16 protein-coding genes are annotated in these 17,970 nt (G+C 62.6%); 10 read left to right on the plus strand and 6 right to left on the minus strand.

Features of this window, described 5'->3' with window-relative positions; genetic code table 11:
* Positions 1-148 precede the first annotated feature (148 nt).
* The 4 genes from ACRCYW_RS20195 (at position 149) to putP (ending at position 5,615) form a co-directional block, all read left to right on the plus strand.
* Positions 149-1,348: an acetate kinase gene (locus ACRCYW_RS20195; RefSeq protein WP_438551789.1), complete on the plus strand. Its 1,200-nt coding sequence runs from the start codon at positions 149-151 to the stop codon at positions 1,346-1,348.
* 134 nt (positions 1,349-1,482) lie between these two features.
* Entirely contained in the window at positions 1,483-2,739 is a 1,257-nt protein-coding gene (locus ACRCYW_RS20200) for a mechanosensitive ion channel family protein (protein WP_438551790.1), read from the plus strand.
* 159 nt (positions 2,740-2,898) lie between these two features.
* On the plus strand, positions 2,899-3,825 hold the full coding sequence (locus ACRCYW_RS20205; RefSeq protein ID WP_438551791.1) for a L,D-transpeptidase family protein: 927 nt from the start codon (positions 2,899-2,901) through the stop codon (positions 3,823-3,825).
* Positions 3,826-4,100: 275 nt separating this feature from the next.
* The gene (gene putP, locus ACRCYW_RS20210) at positions 4,101-5,615 is read left to right on the plus strand and encodes a sodium/proline symporter PutP (RefSeq protein ID WP_438551792.1); all 1,515 of its coding nucleotides are present in this window, start codon (positions 4,101-4,103) and stop codon (positions 5,613-5,615) included.
* Between the two features lie 76 nt (positions 5,616-5,691).
* Here putP and ACRCYW_RS20215 read toward each other — a convergent pair whose 3' ends face one another.
* On the minus strand, positions 5,692-6,294 hold the full coding sequence (locus ACRCYW_RS20215) for an MliC family protein (protein ID WP_438551793.1): 603 nt from the start codon (positions 6,292-6,294) through the stop codon (positions 5,692-5,694).
* Positions 6,295-6,397: 103 nt separating this feature from the next.
* On the minus strand, positions 6,398-6,760 hold the full coding sequence (locus ACRCYW_RS20220) for a DUF2061 domain-containing protein (protein ID WP_438551794.1): 363 nt from the start codon (positions 6,758-6,760) through the stop codon (positions 6,398-6,400).
* Between the two features lie 177 nt (positions 6,761-6,937).
* Between ACRCYW_RS20220 and ACRCYW_RS20225 the strand changes: the two genes are divergently transcribed.
* Positions 6,938-7,147 (plus strand): hypothetical protein, encoded by a 210-nt coding sequence (locus tag ACRCYW_RS20225; protein WP_438551795.1) that lies wholly within the window; start codon positions 6,938-6,940, stop codon positions 7,145-7,147.
* Between the two features lie 80 nt (positions 7,148-7,227).
* Here the strand turns inward: ACRCYW_RS20225 and ACRCYW_RS20230 are convergent, their stop codons facing one another.
* The 3 genes from ACRCYW_RS20230 to ACRCYW_RS20240 are packed head-to-tail and all read right to left on the minus strand — an operon-like array spanning position 7,228 to position 10,440.
* Positions 7,228-8,082 (minus strand): 23S rRNA (adenine(2030)-N(6))-methyltransferase RlmJ, encoded by an 855-nt coding sequence (locus ACRCYW_RS20230; RefSeq protein WP_438551796.1) that lies wholly within the window; start codon positions 8,080-8,082, stop codon positions 7,228-7,230.
* Complete coding sequence (locus tag ACRCYW_RS20235) at positions 8,076-8,519, minus strand: DUF2390 domain-containing protein (protein ID WP_438552050.1); 444 nt, start codon at positions 8,517-8,519, stop codon at positions 8,076-8,078. The genes ACRCYW_RS20230 and ACRCYW_RS20235 overlap by 7 nt, the downstream gene beginning before the upstream one ends.
* A gap of 10 nt (positions 8,520-8,529) precedes the next feature.
* Entirely contained in the window at positions 8,530-10,440 is a 1,911-nt protein-coding gene (locus ACRCYW_RS20240; protein ID WP_438551797.1) for an ABC transporter ATP-binding protein, read from the minus strand.
* 154 nt (positions 10,441-10,594) lie between these two features.
* Between ACRCYW_RS20240 and ACRCYW_RS20245 the strand changes: the two genes are divergently transcribed.
* From ACRCYW_RS20245 to ACRCYW_RS20255, 3 genes are all read left to right on the plus strand, one after another.
* Positions 10,595-11,005 (plus strand): CBS domain-containing protein, encoded by a 411-nt coding sequence (locus ACRCYW_RS20245; RefSeq protein WP_438551798.1) that lies wholly within the window; start codon positions 10,595-10,597, stop codon positions 11,003-11,005.
* Positions 11,006-11,327: 322 nt separating this feature from the next.
* Positions 11,328-12,428 carry a porin gene (locus tag ACRCYW_RS20250; protein WP_438551799.1) on the plus strand — a complete coding sequence of 367 codons (1,101 nt, stop codon included), beginning with the start codon at positions 11,328-11,330 and terminating at the stop codon, positions 12,426-12,428.
* A 335-nt stretch (positions 12,429-12,763) separates the two neighbouring features.
* On the plus strand, positions 12,764-13,708 hold the full coding sequence (locus ACRCYW_RS20255; RefSeq protein ID WP_438551800.1) for a chemotaxis protein CheV: 945 nt from the start codon (positions 12,764-12,766) through the stop codon (positions 13,706-13,708).
* A gap of 81 nt (positions 13,709-13,789) precedes the next feature.
* Here ACRCYW_RS20255 and ACRCYW_RS20260 read toward each other — a convergent pair whose 3' ends face one another.
* A complete protein-coding gene (locus ACRCYW_RS20260; protein WP_438551801.1) occupies positions 13,790-14,398 on the minus strand; it encodes an arylesterase in 609 nt (202 codons plus the stop codon).
* A gap of 243 nt (positions 14,399-14,641) precedes the next feature.
* Here ACRCYW_RS20260 and ACRCYW_RS20265 point away from each other — a divergent pair, with 243 nt between their 5' ends.
* Entirely contained in the window at positions 14,642-15,355 is a 714-nt protein-coding gene (locus ACRCYW_RS20265) for an ABC transporter ATP-binding protein (protein ID WP_438551802.1), read from the plus strand.
* A gap of 76 nt (positions 15,356-15,431) precedes the next feature.
* Positions 15,432-17,873 (plus strand): ABC transporter permease, encoded by a 2,442-nt coding sequence (locus tag ACRCYW_RS20270; protein ID WP_438551803.1) that lies wholly within the window; start codon positions 15,432-15,434, stop codon positions 17,871-17,873.
* Positions 17,874-17,970 lie beyond the last annotated feature (97 nt).

Below are 17,970 nucleotides of genomic sequence, written 5' to 3' on the forward strand. Positions count from 1 at the left end.
TGGGTACGCGTGCTCTGAGCCCGCACCTAACGAATTGAAAAATTGGACGCACTTTCCTGCGACCATAAGCCCCCGGCAGGGGAATCCCATCCATGTTGGATGACACGACACTGTCGGCATCAAGCCGAAGCACAGGAAGATGTAGAACATGAGCAAGTTGGTATTGATCCTTAACTGCGGTAGCTCTTCCCTGAAATTTGCCGTTATGGACGCCGAAACGGGCGAGGACATGCTGTCCGGCCTGGCCGAATGTTTCAATCTGGATGATGCACGTATCAAGTGGAAACTCCACGGAGTCAAGGGTGAAGCCATGCTGGGAGCGGGTGCCGCTCACCAGGAAGCCCTCGACCATATCGTGGGCCAGATCCTGCCCCAGGATCCCAGCCTTGCCGAGCAGCTGGTCGCCATCGGCCACCGCATCGTGCACGGCGGCGAGCAGTTCTCACGCTCCGTGCGCATCGATGACGGCGTGATCGCCGGTATCGAGGCCGCCATCCCGTTCGCCCCCCTGCACAACCCGGCCCACCTCATCGGTATCCGCGCCGCCCTCAAGGTGTTCCCGGCCCTGGCCGAGAAGAACGTGGCCGTGTTCGACACAGCCTTCCACCAGACCCTGCCGCAAGAGGCCTACCTCTATGCGCTGCCTTACAAGCTGTATGAGGAGCACGGCATCCGTCGCTACGGCGCCCACGGCACCTCCCACCGCTTCATCGCGGAAGAGACCGCCAAGGCGCTCGGCAAGCCGCTGAATGAGCTCAACATGATCAACTGCCACCTGGGCAACGGCGCCTCCGTCTGCGCCATCCGGGGTGGTGAGTCCGTCGATACCTCCATGGGGCTGACCCCGCTGGAAGGGTTGGCGATGGGCACCCGCAGCGGTGACATCGATCCGGCCATCGTATTCTTCATGCACGACAACCTGGGTTACAGCGTGGATCAGATCAACCACTGCCTGACCCGTGAATCCGGCCTGCTGGGCATGACGGAGGCGAGCAGCGACTGCCGCTACGTCACCTCCAACTACGCCACCGATGCCGGTGCCAAGCGTGCGCTGGACGTGTTCACCTACCGGGTGGCCAAGTACGTCGGCGCCTACGCCGCCGCCATGGACGGTCGTCTGGATGCCCTGGTGTTCACCGGCGGCATCGGCGAGAACGCCGCCATGGTGCGCGAGATGGTGCTGGCCCGCCTGGCCCTGTTCGGCTTCAAGGTGGATAAAGACGCGAACAACGCTGCCGTGCTGGGTGGGGAAGGTCGCATCACCACCGCCGACAGCCCGCTGGCACTGGTGATGCCCACCAACGAAGAGCTGGTCATCGCCCGCGATGCCCTGGCACTGGTCGGCTGATGCCAACCCGCTGAAACACAACGCCCGGCCCGTGCCGGGCGTTGTCGTTTTCGGCACAGCCTGAGTGGTTTGTCATTTGACATGACGGACGAGACAAGTACCCTGACAGGCCGTTTCATGGTGTGGAGGTAGGGATGAAAGAGAGTTTTTTTCGCTGGTTGACTGAGATGGGGGTCGAGGTTACCAACCTGATGGCCCTGGTGATCGCCCTCGGATTCATCCTGATGACGTCCCTGATGCTGCATCTGGTGCTGCACCGGGTGCTGCTGGTGCGCCTGGTGGGCCTGCTCGGCAAGGCCAAGCAGATGTGGCTGCCGCCCCAGCTGCAGAAGCGGCTGTTCCATCGCCTCGCCTTCGTGTTGCAGGGGGCCGTGCTGCTCGGTCAGGCCGAGATCTGGCTGCCCCGCAACTCCGACAGCCTGATGCTGATCGAGATGGTGACCCAGCTCTGGATCCTGCTGTTCCTGCTGCTCTCCCTGTTCGCCCTGCTAGACTGCATGCTTTCCCTCAGCCGCAACACCCGGCTCGGGCGGGACTTGCCCCTGCGCGGCATCTTCCAGGGGGTGAAACTGGTTGGCAGCATCCTGGTAGGCATCCTGATGATCGCCCTGCTGCTCGGCAAGTCCCCACTCATCCTGTTCAGCGGCCTGGGGGCCATGACGGCGGTCTTGATGTTGGTGTTCAAGGACCCCATCCTCGGCCTGGTGGCCGGTATCCAGCTCTCTGCCAACCGTATGCTGAGCGTCGGTGACTGGCTGCAGATGGACAAGTATGGTGCCGATGGGGAGGTGACCGATATCGGCCTCACCACGGTCAAGGTGTCGAACTGGGACAAGACCATTACCACCATCCCCACCTATGCGCTGATCTCCGATTCGTTCAAGAACTGGCAGGGGATGACGGAGTCCGGCGGTCGTCGCATCAAGCGCAGCGTCAACATCGACATGACCAGCGTGCGCTTCCTGACGGCGGAGGAGCAGGTGGCCCTCAAGCAGGCCAAGCTGCTGGCCCCTTACCTGAGTCGCAAGGAGCAGGAGCTCAGCAGCTACAACCAGCAGCTGAGCGAGGCGATCAACTGCCCCATCAACGGTCGCCACCTCACCAACCTGGGCACCCTGCGCGCCTACCTGGATGCCTATCTGCGAGCCAACACCAGCATCCGCAAGGACATGACCCTGATGGTGCGCCAGCTGGCCCCCACCAGCGAGGGGATCCCCCTCGAGATTTACTGCTTCACGGCGACCACGGCCTGGGCCGAGTACGAAGGGATCCAGGCTGATATTTTCGACCATATCTTCGCCATTATCGGGCAGTTTCATCTGCGTTTACACCAATCTCCAACAGGTTATGACATGCGGGCCTGGCAGCGAGGTGCGGTCAGCAACGGCTAGGGGCAACGGCCCTGGGTCAGCGCTTAATATCCGCGCATTTGCCGGTTGAATTTTTACCCGCGGAGGAGAAAAATGGCCGCCTTCTCTTCGCCCGGGGATGGGACTCCATCCCCGGTCGGGCTCAGAGCCTTGCATCACCCCATTTATCACAGGAAAGTTATGAAGCTCCTCCACAACATTGCGGCTGCACTGTGCTGCAGCCTGATCCTGACCGCCATGCCTGCCCTCGCCGTCGAATATGCCCTGCCTGCGGCCAACAGCCGTCTGGTGGGGGAGAACACGGAATACGTGGTGCCGGCAGAAGAGGCGGGTCAGCCGCTGGAAGCGGTCGCCGCCAAGTTCCAGCTCGGTTTGACTAACATGCTGGAGGCGAACCCCAAGGCGGATCCCCTGCTGCTGCAGGCCGGTGAGAAGCTTATCGTGCCGCACCAGCTGATCCTGCCGGATGCCCCGCGGGAGGGGATTGTGCTGAACGTGGCCGAGATGCGCCTCTACTACTACCCCAAGGGCAAGAAGGTGGTGGAAGTGTTGCCCATCGGCATCGGTCAGCTTGGCACCGACACCCCTGAAAACTGGGTGACCAGCGTGCAACGCAAGAAGGCGGGCCCGACCTGGACCCCGACCGCCAAGATGCACGCCGAGTACGCCGCCCGTGGCGAGACTCTGCCTGCGGTCTGGCCGGCCGGTCCGGACAACCCCATGGGACTGTTTGCGCTCTACATCGGCAAGATGTACGCCATCCACGGCACCAATGCCCAGTTCGGCATCGGCCTGCGGGTGAGCCACGGCTGCGTGCGCCTGCGTAACGACGACATCGAGTACCTGTTCAAGCAGGTCCCGGTCGGTACCCGCGTCCAGTTCATCAACCAGCCGATCAAGGCCTCGGTCGAACCGGATGGCAGCCGCTACCTGGAAGTGCACCAGCCCCTGTCACGCAGCGAGGAGGAGTTCAACTCCAGCCTGCCGGCCCCCCTGCCCATGACCCCGGCGGTGACCCGCTTCCTGGCCCACGCCGACAGCGACTCCCAACTGGTGAAGCAGGCCCTGGAGCAGCGCAGCGGCATGCCCATCGCCATCAATCGCTAATCTAGGCATCCAGCAGTAAAAAAAGCCCCGGCCCCGGCCGGGGCTTTTTTCTGGGGGCGAGAAAGGAGCCGGTCAGGATAAGTCGTTGCTGCTGTGGCATAATATCCGGCTAATTCATCTTTGAGTGGTTACTTACTTAGCAACGAAACGTTTTTGTTGTGTTTTTTATTTGTTAAAAACAGTTGAGCTTATGGGATCTGCTGATTACTCTAGGCCGGTTTTTAAGGAAGAGCCCGTCGTCAGAACGGGTACAAAGTCACATAACGGAGTTTTGAATGACAGCTAGCACCCCAATGCTTATCACCTTTTTGGTGTACATCCTCGGGATGGTGTTGATCGGCTTCATCGCCTATCGTGCCACCCGCAACTTCGACGATTACATTCTCGGCGGTCGCCGCATGGGGAGCTGGGTCACCGCCCTCTCCGCCGGCGCGTCCGACATGAGCGGCTGGTTGCTGATGGGCCTGCCGGGTGCCGTCTTCATCGGCGGCATCTCCGAGAGCTGGATCGCCATCGGCCTGGTCATCGGTGCCTACTTCAACTGGCGCTGGGTCGCCGGTCGGCTGCGGGTTCACACCGAGAAGAACCGCAACGCCTTGACCCTGCCGGACTACTTCACCTACCGCTTCGAGGACAAGAGCCGGGTGCTGCGCATCCTCTCCGCCCTGGTGATCTTGCTGTTCTTCACCATCTACTGCGCCTCCGGCGTGGTGGCCGGTGCCCGCCTGTTCGAGAGCACCTTCGGCATGGATTACAACACCGCCCTCTGGGTCGGTGCCGCGGCCACCATCACCTACACCTTCTTCGGCGGTTTCCTCGCGGTGAGCTGGACCGATACGGTGCAGGCCACCCTGATGATCTTCGCCCTGATCCTGACCCCGGTGTTCGTCATCATCGCCGTCGGCGGCATCGACACCGCCATGGTGCAGGTGGCGGCGCAGAATGCCAGCAACCTCGACATGTTCAAGAATCTGGACTTCATCGCCATCATCTCCCTGATGGCCTGGGGCCTGGGTTACTTCGGCCAGCCCCACATCCTGGCGCGCTTCATGGCGGCGGATTCCCACCACTCCATGGCCAGCGCCCGTCGCATCAGCATGACCTGGATGGTGCTCTGCCTCGGCGGTGCCGTGGCCATCGGCTTCTTCGGTCTGTCCTACTTCAGCACCTTCACCGAGCAGGCCGCCGGCGTCACCGGCAACCCTGAGCGGGTCTTCATCGAGCTGTCAAAGATCCTGTTCAACCCCTGGGTCGCCGGTGTGCTGCTCTCCGCCATCCTGGCGGCCGTGATGAGTACGCTCAGCTGCCAGCTGCTGGTCTGCTCCAGCGCCATCACGGAAGACCTCTACAAGCCCTTCCTGCGCAAGAACGCCTCCCAGCAGGAGCTGGTGTGGGTCGGCCGTGCCATGGTGCTGCTGATCTCCCTCATCGCCATTGCCGTGGCCGTGAACCCGGAGAACCGGGTGCTGGGTCTGGTGAGCTACGCCTGGGCCGGCTTCGGTGCCGCCTTCGGTCCCGTGGTGCTGCTCTCCGTGCTCTGGTCACGCATGACCCGCAACGGCGCCCTGGCGGGCATGCTGGTCGGTGCCCTGACCGTCATCGTCTGGAAGCAGTTCGGCTGGCTGGGTCTGTATGAGATCATCCCGGGCTTCGTGCTCTCCGCCCTGGCTATCGTGGTGTTCAGCCTGCTGGACAAGGCACCGTCCAAGGCCATGTTGGATCGCTTCGACGAGGCCGAGCGCGAGTTCAACTCCCCCGCCATCTCGGGCGAACCCGTCGCGGTGAAATGATCCCTGCGAGATAAGTCTCAGATAGCAAAAAGCCCCGCACTGCGGGGCTTTTTCATTTCACAAACCGGGGCTGAGATTATTCGTTGCTGCCCTTGCCGGACTGCTGGCAGGTGAGGGCCGGCTCGCCATAGCGCTCGAGCCGGGCCTCCTTGCCCTTGGTAAAGAGGGTGAGGTTTTGCCCCTCGTAACGGGCACCGCTGCCGGTGGGAACGCCATAGGCCAGCACCTGCAGATCCGGGCCCAGATTGATGGTGGCGGCGGGCAGCTTGCCATCGTTGTAGAAGTAGGCGGTGAAGGTCAGACCCTTGCCGCACTGGTAGATAACGGGGGAGGGTACCATCAGCTGGCCCCCCTTGATCTGCAGCTCGGTGATGCGGGTCTGGTAGCTCGACTCGATGCACTTGCCAGGGTCTGCATCCTTCCAGCACTCGTTGCGCCCCTTGATCCAGCCGCGCTGTATCGCCTTCTCCGTCTTCGCCTGCTCGGGAGTGAAATTGGCGATGGCCTTGGGATAGAGGGCGGCCAGCTCGTTATCCAGGGCGGCCAGCGCCGCATCCTGGCAGATGAGCTGCTCGGCGCTGCCGTGAGCCTTGGCGCAGTCGAAGGAAGGGGGAGTGCCGGCCAGGGCCGGCAGGGAGAGGGGGATAAGCAGCAGTGGCGCCAGCAGTCGTTTGTCCATGTTCAAGATCCCGTCGGGTGGTGATGAGGCACTAGAACATAGAAACCCTACCTTGGCTAAGTCTTTATGAGAAGGCGGAAGGGAATGACGACAGTGGCTGTCATCAGGCCAGGGCGGGTTGCTGGCGGGCGCGCCACAGCCGCTCGTGGAAGAAGAAGACCACGGTATTGACGGTGGGCTCCAGCATGGCCATGACGCCGCCGGTGAGCAGCTCGCCACTCAGCAGGTAGGCGACGCCGAACGCCACCGAGAAGTGCACGACGGCGAAGCTGCTGGTCTTGGCCTGCAGGCTGTGATTGGGCTTGAACTTGTGCCAGGCAAGGTCGTGGAAGTAGAAGGCGACCGTGTTGACGGCGGGCTCGACGAGGGCGATCAGGCTGGCGGTCAGCAGCTCGCCGGTCAGCAGATAAGCCAGGGTGAAGGCGACGGTGAAGTGCAGACAGGCGAAGCTGATGGTCTTGATCATGATGGAACTCCCTCTGGTGATGAGAAGAGTATGCCTCGGAAATTACTCAAATGAAAATAATTCTCATTTATTGTTCCGATAGGGATGAGCTATCGATAGGCGACCTGAACCAGATGGGGGCTGGCTGCCGCCTCCCTGGCCGTTACACTGTCTGTTTTCCATGAAAAAGGATCTTTCATGAATATCAGTACAACCTTGGCGGGATACTTCATCCTGCTGCTGATGGTGATCGTCGGGTTTGTCGCCTATCGGCTGGCCCGCCGCAAGAGCGATCACCCCGCACTCATCACCACCCTCTGCGTCCTGCTCTGCCTGTTTCCACCCATGGCGGTGCTGGCCCTGCTGATCCTGGCCCTGTGGCGGGACAAGCCGGTGCCCCAACCATAGGTATCAGCAAGGGAGTGCCAGATAACATTGCGCCAATAAAAAAGCCCCGAAAGGGGCTTTTTTACGCGAATGTGAGGTGCTTATTCCTCGACCTTGTTCAGCCACTCCACCCTGTACTGGGCGCCGGCGCCCTGGGCCAGCTTAGTGCACAGGGGCTTGAGGAAGGCTTCAATCTGCTCGGCCAGCATCCAGGGAGGGCTGACGATCAGCATGCCTGAGCCGTTCATGCCCCAATCGGCGGTCTGACCGGCCACTTCCAGCTCAGCCACCAAGACGTTACCGAAGTTCTCCCGTTTGATCGCCTTGAGCATGTCGCGGGACTTGTCCGCTTCCTGCCCGAGGACGGGGTACCAGAGCGCATAGATGCCGGTGGCCCAGCGCTTCTGTGCCTTTTTCAATGTATCGACCACGGCGAAGTAGTCTTCCTTCAACTCATAGGGAGGATCGATGAGCACCAGGCCGCGGCGCGGGGTCGGCGGCAGCAGGGCCACCAGCCCCTCGAAGCCGTCGCGATGATGGACGGCGACCCGAGTGTCGTAACCCATGTTGGCGCGCAGGTCTTCCACCTCGTTGTTGTGTAGCTCCATCAGCGCCAGCTTGTCCTGCTCGCGCAGCAGGCGGCGGGACAGCTCGGGGGAGCCCGGGTAGTAGTGCAGCTCGCCGCTCGCATTCATCTCCTCGATGATGCCGAGATAGGGTGCCATGGTCGCCCACTGGGCCCGATCAATCCACAGGCGGCCTATGCCGTCGGCATACTCAGCCTTCTTCTGGGACCAGTCGCCGCGCAGGTCGTAGAGACCGCCGCCGGCATGGGTGTCCAGCACGATGAAGGGCTTCTCCTTCTTCTTGAGGGACTCGATGATCAGGGCCTGTACGGCATGTTTGAGGACGTCGGCATGGTTGCCGGCGTGGAAGGCGTGGCGATAACTCAGCATATTAGGTCTCTGAGGGGGCCCTGCTGGGCCCCCAATATCGTTAGATAGTTCAACAGGTTGTGGCTCTCTCCCCGGCGAAGGGGGAGGCTGCGCAGGGTCTGCAGCAAGACGCCCTGTTGCAAGCGTTCCAGTTCCAGCTCGTGGGCCAGCATGCTCTGGTACTCGGTTTCATCGAGGCGGGATTTTGCGCTCGCGCGCAGGGCGCGCCAGGGGGTCAGCACCGCCTCCGTCCGGGTCAGGGCCGGTTGGAAGGCGGCGAGATCGACCGGGATGTCATCCAAATCCAGCCGGTGCAACAGCAGGGCCAGATTGACGTTGCCGCCAAGATCCTGCACCTGCAGCCAGTCTTGGCTGCGCGCGCCGTAATGCTTGCCGCTCCAGTGCCAGAACTCGAGCGGGCTCGGCAGTTCGTGGCTGGCGACCCGCTCATCCGCCATGGTCGCCGTGTCACGCAAAGAAGGCTTGCTCCTGGTTCTCCAGATCTTCCGAGAGGCTCATCCACTCGAGCTCCACTCCTTCCAGCTCCTCCTTGAGGGGGCCCTGGGATTTGAGCAGCTCGGAGAGCTTAGGTTTGGCGGCCTCTTCGTAGATGGCGGGGTCGGCCAGCTGGCTCTCGATATCGGCCAGTTTGGCCTGCAGCTTCTCCATGCTGGCCTCGAGCTTCTCGAGCTTCTGGCGCAGGGGGCGGGTCGCTTGCCTGAATTCCGCCTCACGCCGCTTCTGATCCTTGCGGGCCACCGCCGAGTTGGCGGAGGCGGGGCCATCCCCTTGCTTGGCGTTGCTCTCTTTCTCCTGCTCGCCGAGCCACTTGTGGTAATCGTCCAGATCCCCGTCGAACGGCTCGACCCGGCCGCCGTGTACCAGGTAGAAGTCATCCGTGGTGGTGCGCAGCAGGTGACGGTCGTGAGAGACCACCACCATGGCGCCTTCGAAGCCTTGCAGCGCCATGGTGAGGGCGTGGCGCATCTCCAGATCCAGGTGGTTGGTCGGTTCATCCAGGAGCAGCAGGTTCGGCTTTTGCCAGGTGATGAGCGCCAGCACCAGCCGCGCCTTCTCGCCGCCGGAGAAGGGGGCCACCTTGTCCAACGCCTTGTCACCGTGGAAGCCGAAGCTGCCGAGGTAGTTGCGCAGCTCCTGCTCCGTCTTGTCCGGGGCGAGGCGGGCGAGGTGATCGAGCGGGGTGTCATCCAGGCGCAGGGTCTCCAGCTGATGCTGGGCGAAGTAGCCGATGCTGACCCCGGCGCTCACCTCCAGCTTGCCCGACAGGGGCGGGTTGCTGCCCGACAGCATCTTGATGAAGGTGGACTTGCCCGCGCCGTTGCGGCCGAGCAGGCCGATGCGTGAACCCGGCACCAGGTTCAGCTTGATCTTCTCCAGGATCACCTTGTCGCCGTAACCGGCGCTGAGGTTCTCCATGGCGATGAGGGGTGTCGGCAGGGCCGAGGGCTCGCGAAACTCGAAGCTGAACTCGGAGTCGGCGTGGGCGGGGAGTATCTTCTCCATCCGCTCCATGGCCTTCAGCCGGCTCTGGGCCTGACGGGCCTTGGAGGCCTTGTAGCGGAAGCGATCCACGTAGGCCTGCATGTGGGACATCTCCCGCTGCTGCTTCTCATACATGGACTGCTGCTGGGCGAGGTGCTCGGCCCGCTGCAGTTCGAAGTCGGAGTAGCCGCCGCTGTATTCGTTGAGCTTGCCGTTCTCGATGTGGATGATGCGGTTCACCACGGAGTCGAGGAAGTCGCGATCGTGAGAAATCAGCACCAGGGTGCCCTGGTAGCCCTTGAGCCACTTCTCCAGCCAGATGACGGCATCCAGGTCCAGGTGGTTGGTCGGTTCATCCAGCAGCAGCAGATCGGAGCGGCACAGCAGCGCCTGGGCCAGGTTCAGGCGCATGCGCCAGCCACCGGAAAAACTCCTTACCGGTGCGCTGAGCTGATCGCCGCCGAAGCCGAGGCCGTGCAGCAGCTCGGCGGCGCGGGCGCGGATGCTGTAGGCACCTATGGTGTCGAGCCGGCCGTGCAGCTCGGCCACCGCCAGGCCGTCGTCATCCTTCTCGGCTTGGGCGAGGCGGGCCTCCAGGGTGCGAAACTCCTTGTCACCGTCGATCACGTACTCGAGGGCCGAGCAGTCCAGTGCCGGCGTCTCCTGGGCCACACCGGCGATCTGCCAGCCGGCGGGCAGGCTGAAGCTGCCGTTGTCGATGGCCAGCTCACCCCGCACCAGGGCGAAGAAGGTGGACTTGCCACAGCCGTTCTTGCCCACCAGACCCACCTTGTGGCCGGGATGTATGGTGGCGGAGGCGTTGTCCAGCAGCGTGCGGCCGCCGCGGATCAGTTCGATTTGACTGGCAACTATCATGGGTTGGATCTGCTTGATTCGAATGAAAGAGAGAAACTGGCGCGGATTTTACGTGAAATGGCACCAATATGCACTGGAGGCGGGGGGAGCCGACTGGCTGCGGGTAGAAAAACGTGCCATAACAGAGACATCAGTCAGGTAGCAGGAGGCAGGTATGCTGGTGAGAGAGATCATGACGACCCGGGTCGCGACGGTGTCCATGGATGACAGACTGAACGTGATCAAGGAGATCTTCGAGCAGGCCCACTTTCGCCACCTGCTGGTGCTGGAGGACGATCTGCTGGTGGGGGTCATCTCGGACAGGGACATGCTGCGGGCCATCAGCCCCTACCTGGATACGGATGCGGAGATGACCCGGGACACCGAGACCCTCAATCGTCGCGCTCACCAGATCATGAGCCGCCACCCCATCACCATAGCCCCGGATCAAACCCTGCAGGCGGCCACCCGGCTGATGCTGGAGAAGCATGTCTCCTGCCTGCCGGTGCTGGAAAACGGTGCCCTGGTCGGTATCCTCAGCTGGACAGACTTGCTCAGCGTCATGCAGGAGTGGGAACCGGCCTGAAGGGGAGGACAGGTCACAAAGGAGGTGCTTTCCTCACCTCTGAGGTGCTATGGTTGTCAATATAAACAGCTATGCATTCATTTCTATCAGTCCATTTATTTCGATTTAATCTCTATTTTTGGATTTAAATGTCGACAGGTGTCAGCCATGGCGACACTTTATGTCGGATGAAACAGGCCTCAAGTGGCTTTATCGAATTAATCACCCTCCGCTTCAGTTCCAGTCAAGGTTTCCGGATCTACCCTAGGTCATCGGAACATAAACCCGATCAAACGACCGAGCACAGGTCTGATAGAGAGTGTTTACACCAGAGGAACTAACAATGAAAAAGACAGCATTGACCATGGCCATCTCCAGCCTGCTGCTGGCCGGTGGCGCACAAGCTGCCACCGTTTACGATCAGAATGGCTCCAAGCTGGACATCGGCGGCCGCGTCAACGGCATGTACTACGGTACCGATGACGACGCCAGCGAAGGCGACGCCAGCTACCTGCGTCTGCACGTTGCAGGCGAGACCAAGATTGATAACGAAACCACCGCATTCGGTTTCGCCGAGTACAACTTGCCGGTGTCCGGCTCTGACAACGACGAGCTGCGTTACGGCTACGCCGGTATCAAGCACGATCGCTTCGGTGCCTTCAGCTACGGTCGTCAGGACGGCCTGTTCACCAAAGCGGTGAACAACTACACCGACGTGCTGCCTGAGTGGGGTGGTGACGGCCTGGGCAAGGACACCGACGTGTTCGGCACCGGTCGTTCCAACGCACTGGCCCAGTACATCTACAACTGGCAGGGCCTGACCCTGGGCGCCCAGTTCACCGGTAACAACGACCCGCAGAACGAAAGCCGCAGCGAGCGCGTTGGCCCGAACGGTACCTGGAACCCGAAAGGCTCCTCCGAAGGTTACGCCCTGTCTGCCAACTATGACTTCGACATGGGCCTGAGCCTGGGTGCCGCCTATAACCAGGCTGGCAAGACCGACGAGCAGTCCGCGAACGTGAGCTTCGGCGGCGACAACGATGCCAAGCTGTTCGGTGTGGGTGCCAAGTACTCTGCCGGCAACCTCTACATGGCGGCCACCTACTCCCACGGTGAAGACCACCTGTTCGTCGATACCGGCGCCATGCGCGGTTACGCCGAGAAGATGGATGGCTACGAAGCCGTCGTTCAGTACAACATCACGCCGAAGTTCAAGCCGTCCCTGGCTTACCTGCGCACTGACGTGAAGGACAGCGCGCACGGTATCGATGATACCGCCACCGAGTACGTCTCCGTGGGTGCCTGGTACAACTTCACCGACAACTTCAACGCCTACGTTGATTACAAGATCAACCTGCTGGACGAAGTTGGTTCTACCAACATGAACAGCCTGGGCAAGTCTACCGACGACATCGTTGCGGTAGCGCTGCAGTACAACTTCTAAGTCATTCCCTGACTGCCTACTGTTGTATCTTTGAACCGGCCGCATTGCGGCCGGTTTTTTTATGGGCGCAATTTGGCAGGGATCCGGTTTGAAAATCCCCGGTTCAGCATGACGCCTCCTGGCCGATAACAGTGAATGCCGGGAAGCGGGGCGCAAGCGCCGCCGCCGGATGGGGATGGGGCGAGGATCACGCCCCGTGCGCAAGCCCCTATCTTTCTTCGGTCTTTTTCATTATTTCTATCTGTGACCGTATACCCCGAGGGGGATAATGCGGATCCTATATCTTGGCGCCCTGATACCGGGCGGCACTCGGGAAACGGACCTAAGGGCTTTATATGGCGAGCATATTGGATTCAGTGGATCAACGTACCCAGCTGGTGGGAGAGAACCGTCTGGAGTTGCTGATGTTCCGCCTGGGATCCCAGCAGTTGTTTGCAATCAACGTGTTCAAGGTGCGGGAAGTGGTCAAGCTGCCCCACCTCAACAAGATGCCGGGGGCGCACCACAACATCAGCGGGGTGGCGAACATCCGTGGCGCCTCCATCCCGGTGATCAATCTGAGGGGCGCCATCGGCATGCGCCCCATGGCGGTGGACAGCGAGTCCAACCTCATCATCACCGAATACAACCGCACCATTCAGGGCTTCCTGGTGGGGCAGGTGGCCCACATCGTCAACATGACCTGGAAGGACATACAGCCGCCGCCGCGCTCCGCCGGCCGCTCCAACTACCTGACCGCCATCACCCGGGTTCCGGAAGGGGGGGCGGATCAGATCGTCGAGATCATCGACGTGGAGAAGGTGCTGGCGGAGATCATTACCTATGACATCCGCATCTCCGCCGAGGTGCTCGACCGCAATATCCTGCCCCAGATGCAGGGTCGCCGGGTGCTCATCGTCGATGACTCCAGCACGGCCCGCAACCAGGTGCGGGAGACACTTGCCCAGCTCGGGCTCGAGGTGATCGAGTGCCAGGACGGCCTGCAGGCCCTCAAGTTGCTCAAGGGCTGGTGCGACGCGGGCAAGAAGGTGACCGACGAGATCATGCTGATGATCACCGATGCCGAGATGCCTGAGATGGACGGTTATCGCCTCACCCACGAGGTGCGCAGCGATCCCCGCATGGCCGATCTCTTCATCACCCTCAACACCTCCCTTAGCGGTAACTTCAACGAGGCCATGGTCAAGAAGGTGGGTTGCGATCGCTTCATCTCCAAGTTCCAGCCAGACCTGCTGGTCGGCGTCGCCCAGGAGCGGCTGCGCCAGATCCTGGGGGCCTGAGCCCGAGGCCGTGATGACATGAAAAAGCCCCCGCCTTGGCGGGGGCTTTCGTTTGTGTCTGCGAGGGCGGCACCTTCGGGGTTATTGGGTCAGCAGGGGCTCGATAAAGTTCGCGACTCTATCGCGGATCTGCGGCTGGGCCTCGGCGGTGGGATGGAGCCCATCATTCATCATGAGTTCAGGGCGCAGCGCAATATCATCCAGAAAGAAGGGCATCAGAGGCAGGGCGTTGGCCTCGGCGAGATCCGGGAAGATCTGCTCGAACTGCTGCAGATAACGAGCCCCGTAGTTGCGGGGCAGCTGGATCTGGGTCAGCACCACCTTCGCCTTGCTGTCCTTGGCCAATGCCAGCATCTTGGTCAGGTTGGCCCGGGTGATGGTGGGGGCGAAGCCCCGCAGGCCATCGTTGCCGCCGAGTTCGATCAACACCCAGTCCGGCTTGTGCTCCTCGAGCAGGGTCGGCAGGCGAGCGAGACCCCCCTGGGTCGTTTCGCCGCTGATGCTGGCGTTGATGAGCCTGTGCTTGCCCCCCTGCTGCTGCCATTTCTCATTGAGCAGGGCAGGCCAGCTCTGCTCGGTCTGCATCTGGTAGCCGGCGCTCAGGCTGTCTCCCAGCACCAGCAGGGTTTGGGCCTGCACCGAGGCTGCCCAGCAGCAGAGGCAACTCAAGGCGAACAGAAAACGCGCCATGGATTCAACTCCCATCATGTCACGCAAGGCCCGAGTCATCGGGCGCTATGGATTGTCGGCAAGGGGGCGGATAAACAGGCCCTCTTGCCATGGTTTTGGCACGCCATCGGCGTGCTCATTTATGGTCCTATCCTTCAGCCGGTATGGATTTTCGGCAAGGGCCCGAGTAAACAGGAATAATGCCATGAATTCAACGCTCACCACTCACAGCCATTCAGGGCCCATGAACACAGGAAACGCAACATGAGTTCAACCCCCATCATCACGGTCAAAGGGCTGGGCAAGACGGTTCGCCTCGGCCAGGAGAGCCTCTCCATCCTCGAGGGGATCGACCTGCAGGTCAACACGGGGGAGACCCTGGCGCTGGTTGGCGCCTCCGGCTCCGGCAAATCCACCTTGCTGGGGCTTTTGGCCGGACTGGATCTGCCGAGCAGCGGCGACATCGAGATCCTCGGTCAGTCCCTGATCCGGCTCGATGAGGAGGGGCGCGCTCGCCTTCGGGCCGAACAGGTGGGCTTCATCTTTCAATCCTTCCTGCTGCTGCCGACCCTGAGCGCCCTGGAGAACGTCATGCTGCCTGCCGAGCTGCGCGGCGAGACCGACTGCGAACCCAGGGCCCGCGAGCTGCTGGCTGAGGTGGGCCTCTCCGAGCGGCTCCATCACCTGCCGCCACGGCTCTCCGGTGGCGAGCAGCAGCGGGTCGCCATCGCCCGGGCCTTTATGACCCGGCCTCAATTGCTATTAGCGGATGAGCCCACCGGCAACCTCGACAGCAAGACGGGGGAGAAGGTGATCGAACTGCTGTTTCGTCTGAACAGAGAACATAACACTACCCTGGTCGTGGTGACCCATGATCATGAGCTGGCCCAGCGCTGCCAGCGGCAACTGGTGATGGCGGCGGGACGGCTGGAGGCCGAGGTCACCCCAGAGGTTGCCCGGGTCAGGGAGCTATCATGAGTCGATGGACATTGAAAGGGATGGACTGGGAAGCTGTCGGCGATGAAATGCAGCGATTGGTGGCAAGGAGGGATTCATGAGTCGATGGCGACTGGGATTGAAGCTGCTGCGCCGGGAAGGCTTCAGCGGTGAGTTGCGCTGGTTTGTGCTGGCCCTGGCCCTGAGCGTGGCCTGCGTGCTGAGCGTGGCGCTGGTGGCGGATCGACTGGATGCGGGGCTCAAGGCCTCGGGGCGCGACTTCATCGGTGCCGACCGGGTGCTGCGCAGCGCCACCCCGGCGCAGGGGGAGTGGCTCGAGCGGGCCGCCCGGGACGGTCTGGCGGTGCAGACCACGGTCAGCTTCAACAGCATGCTGTTTCACGGTGACAGCCTGCAACTGGCTTCCATCCGGGCCGTGCCGGCGGATTTCCCCTTCTACGGCAAGCTGGAGCTCAATCCGCAGCGGGCTCCCGCCCCCGGCGAGATCTGGCTCTCCGATCGGGTGATGCAGCTGCTCGGCGCCAGGGTGGGGGATGAGCTGGAAGTCGGCAATACCAGATTGAAGGTAGCCGGCGAGCTCGGCCAGGAGCCGGATCAGGGCTTCAGCCCCTTCCAGATGGCGCCGAGGGCGCTGATCCACAGTGCCGACATCGAGGCGACCGGCGCCCTCTTGCCGGGTAGTCGCCAGCAGTGGCGCTACCTCATCAAGGGGCCAAGGGAAGCCATCGCCCGTTACGAGGCCTGGCTCAATCCCAGGCTGAGCGCCGGGCAGAAGCTGATCAAACCGGACGATCAGGGCTCCCAGGTGGGCAAGTCCCTGGCCAATGCGGAGCGCTTCTTCCGGCTGGCGTCCCTCGCCGGCGTACTGCTCGGGGCCCTGGCCATGGGCATAGCGGTGCGCCACTTCGCCGAGCGCCAGACCAATATGGTGGCCCTGCTGAAGACCCTCGGCGCCTCCAGAGGCACCCTCTGGCAGCTGATGGGGACCCTGCTGTTCTCCCTGACGCTGATCGGGGCCCTCATCGGGCTGGTGGCGGGCAGCGCCATGCAGTGGCTGACCCTGCAACTGCTCGGGAACTTGCTGCCCGCGGATCTGCCGCCCCCCTCCTGGCGTCCCTTCGCCCTGGGGCTGGCGGTGGCCTTCTTCATCACCTTGCTGCTGGCGTTCGTGCCCTTCCTGCGTCTGCTCAAGGTACCCCCGCTGCGGGTGCTGCGCCGCGAGCTGGAGGCGGGGATCCCCCCCTGGCTGACGGTGCCGGTCGGTCTGCTCGGCCTGTTCGGCCTGGTGTGGGGTTTCACCGCCGATGTCAGGCTCTCCCTCGGCCTCATCGGCGGCATGGGGGTGTTGATGTTGCTGCTGGCGTTGCTCGCTTCCGGCTTGCTGCGCCTCGGCCGCCGGGTCAAGGGGCCCCACGCTCTGCGCCTCGCCATCAACCACCTCTCCCGGGAGCGCAGCAGCGGCCTGTTCCAGCTGGCGGGCTTCGCGCTGGCACTCATGCTGTTCGGCCTGCTGTGGGCGGCCAGGGTCGATCTGCTCGACGACTTTTCCGCCCGCCTGCCGGCGGACGCCCCGAACCGCTTCCTGGTCAACGTGGCCGACGAGGAGCGGGAGGGGATAGTGGCGGACCTGCACCAGGCCGGCGCCATCACCTCGGACTTCTATCCCATGGTGCGCGGGCGCCTGACCAAGATAGCCGGCCAGGCGGTGGGGGAGGACGCGGCGCGGGAGGGGGTGAACCGGGAGCTCAACTTCACCACCACGGAGGGGATCCCCCCCGATAACCAGGTGACTGCGGGTCAGTGGCTCGGCGGCAAGGGGGAGGTCTCCGTGGACGAGGCGCTGGCGGGCCAGCTCGGCATCGCTCTCGGGGATATCCTCGGCTTCTCCATCGAGGGGCGCGAGTTCGAGGCCAGGGTCACCAGCCTGAGATCCATCAAGTGGGACAACATGAGGCCGAACTTCTACATGATCTTCTCCGCCGACGTGCTGGCCCCCTTCTCCCAGACCTGGCTCGGCAGCTATCGATTGCCCGCCGAGGGGAAGAGTGCCGAAGTGGAGCTGATCCGGCGCCACCCTACCGTCAGCCTCATCGACGTGGAGGATCTGATCGCGCGGCTCACCGTAGTCTCGGATCAGGTGAGCCGGGCCCTCGGCCTGATGCTGGGGCTGGTGACGGTGGCGGCCCTGCTGGTGCTCCTGACCCAGACCCAGGCCAGCATGGCCCACAGGCGCCGGGAACTCCTGTTGATGCGCACCCTGGGAGCCGGCAGCACACTGCTCGAGAAGATGCTGCGCTGGGAACTGGTGGCCAGCGGCCTGCTGGCGGGGCTCTGCGCCGCCATGGTGGTGGAGCTCTGCTCCTTCGGCCTGCAGTGGTGGTGGTTCGATGGCCAGTGGCAGTTCCACTGGGCCATCTGGGCCGGCCTGCCCCTGCTGGGGGCCCTGTTGGTGACCCTGGCCGGTCAGGGCATGCGGCGCCAGCTGCTGGCGGGCACCTTGAGCGATCGGCTCAGGGGCCTGGGTCAGGGGCTGCTGTAACCTGGCCTGTGTGGATGGCCGGGACGGTCATCCGATATGGGGCTGAACCCATCGCCACTCACATAAAAATCCCGGCGCTTGCCGGGATTTTTTTATC

The organism is Aeromonas sp. (assembly GCF_051657805.1).
In the GTDB taxonomy this organism is placed as follows: domain Bacteria; phylum Pseudomonadota; class Gammaproteobacteria; order Enterobacterales; family Aeromonadaceae; genus Aeromonas.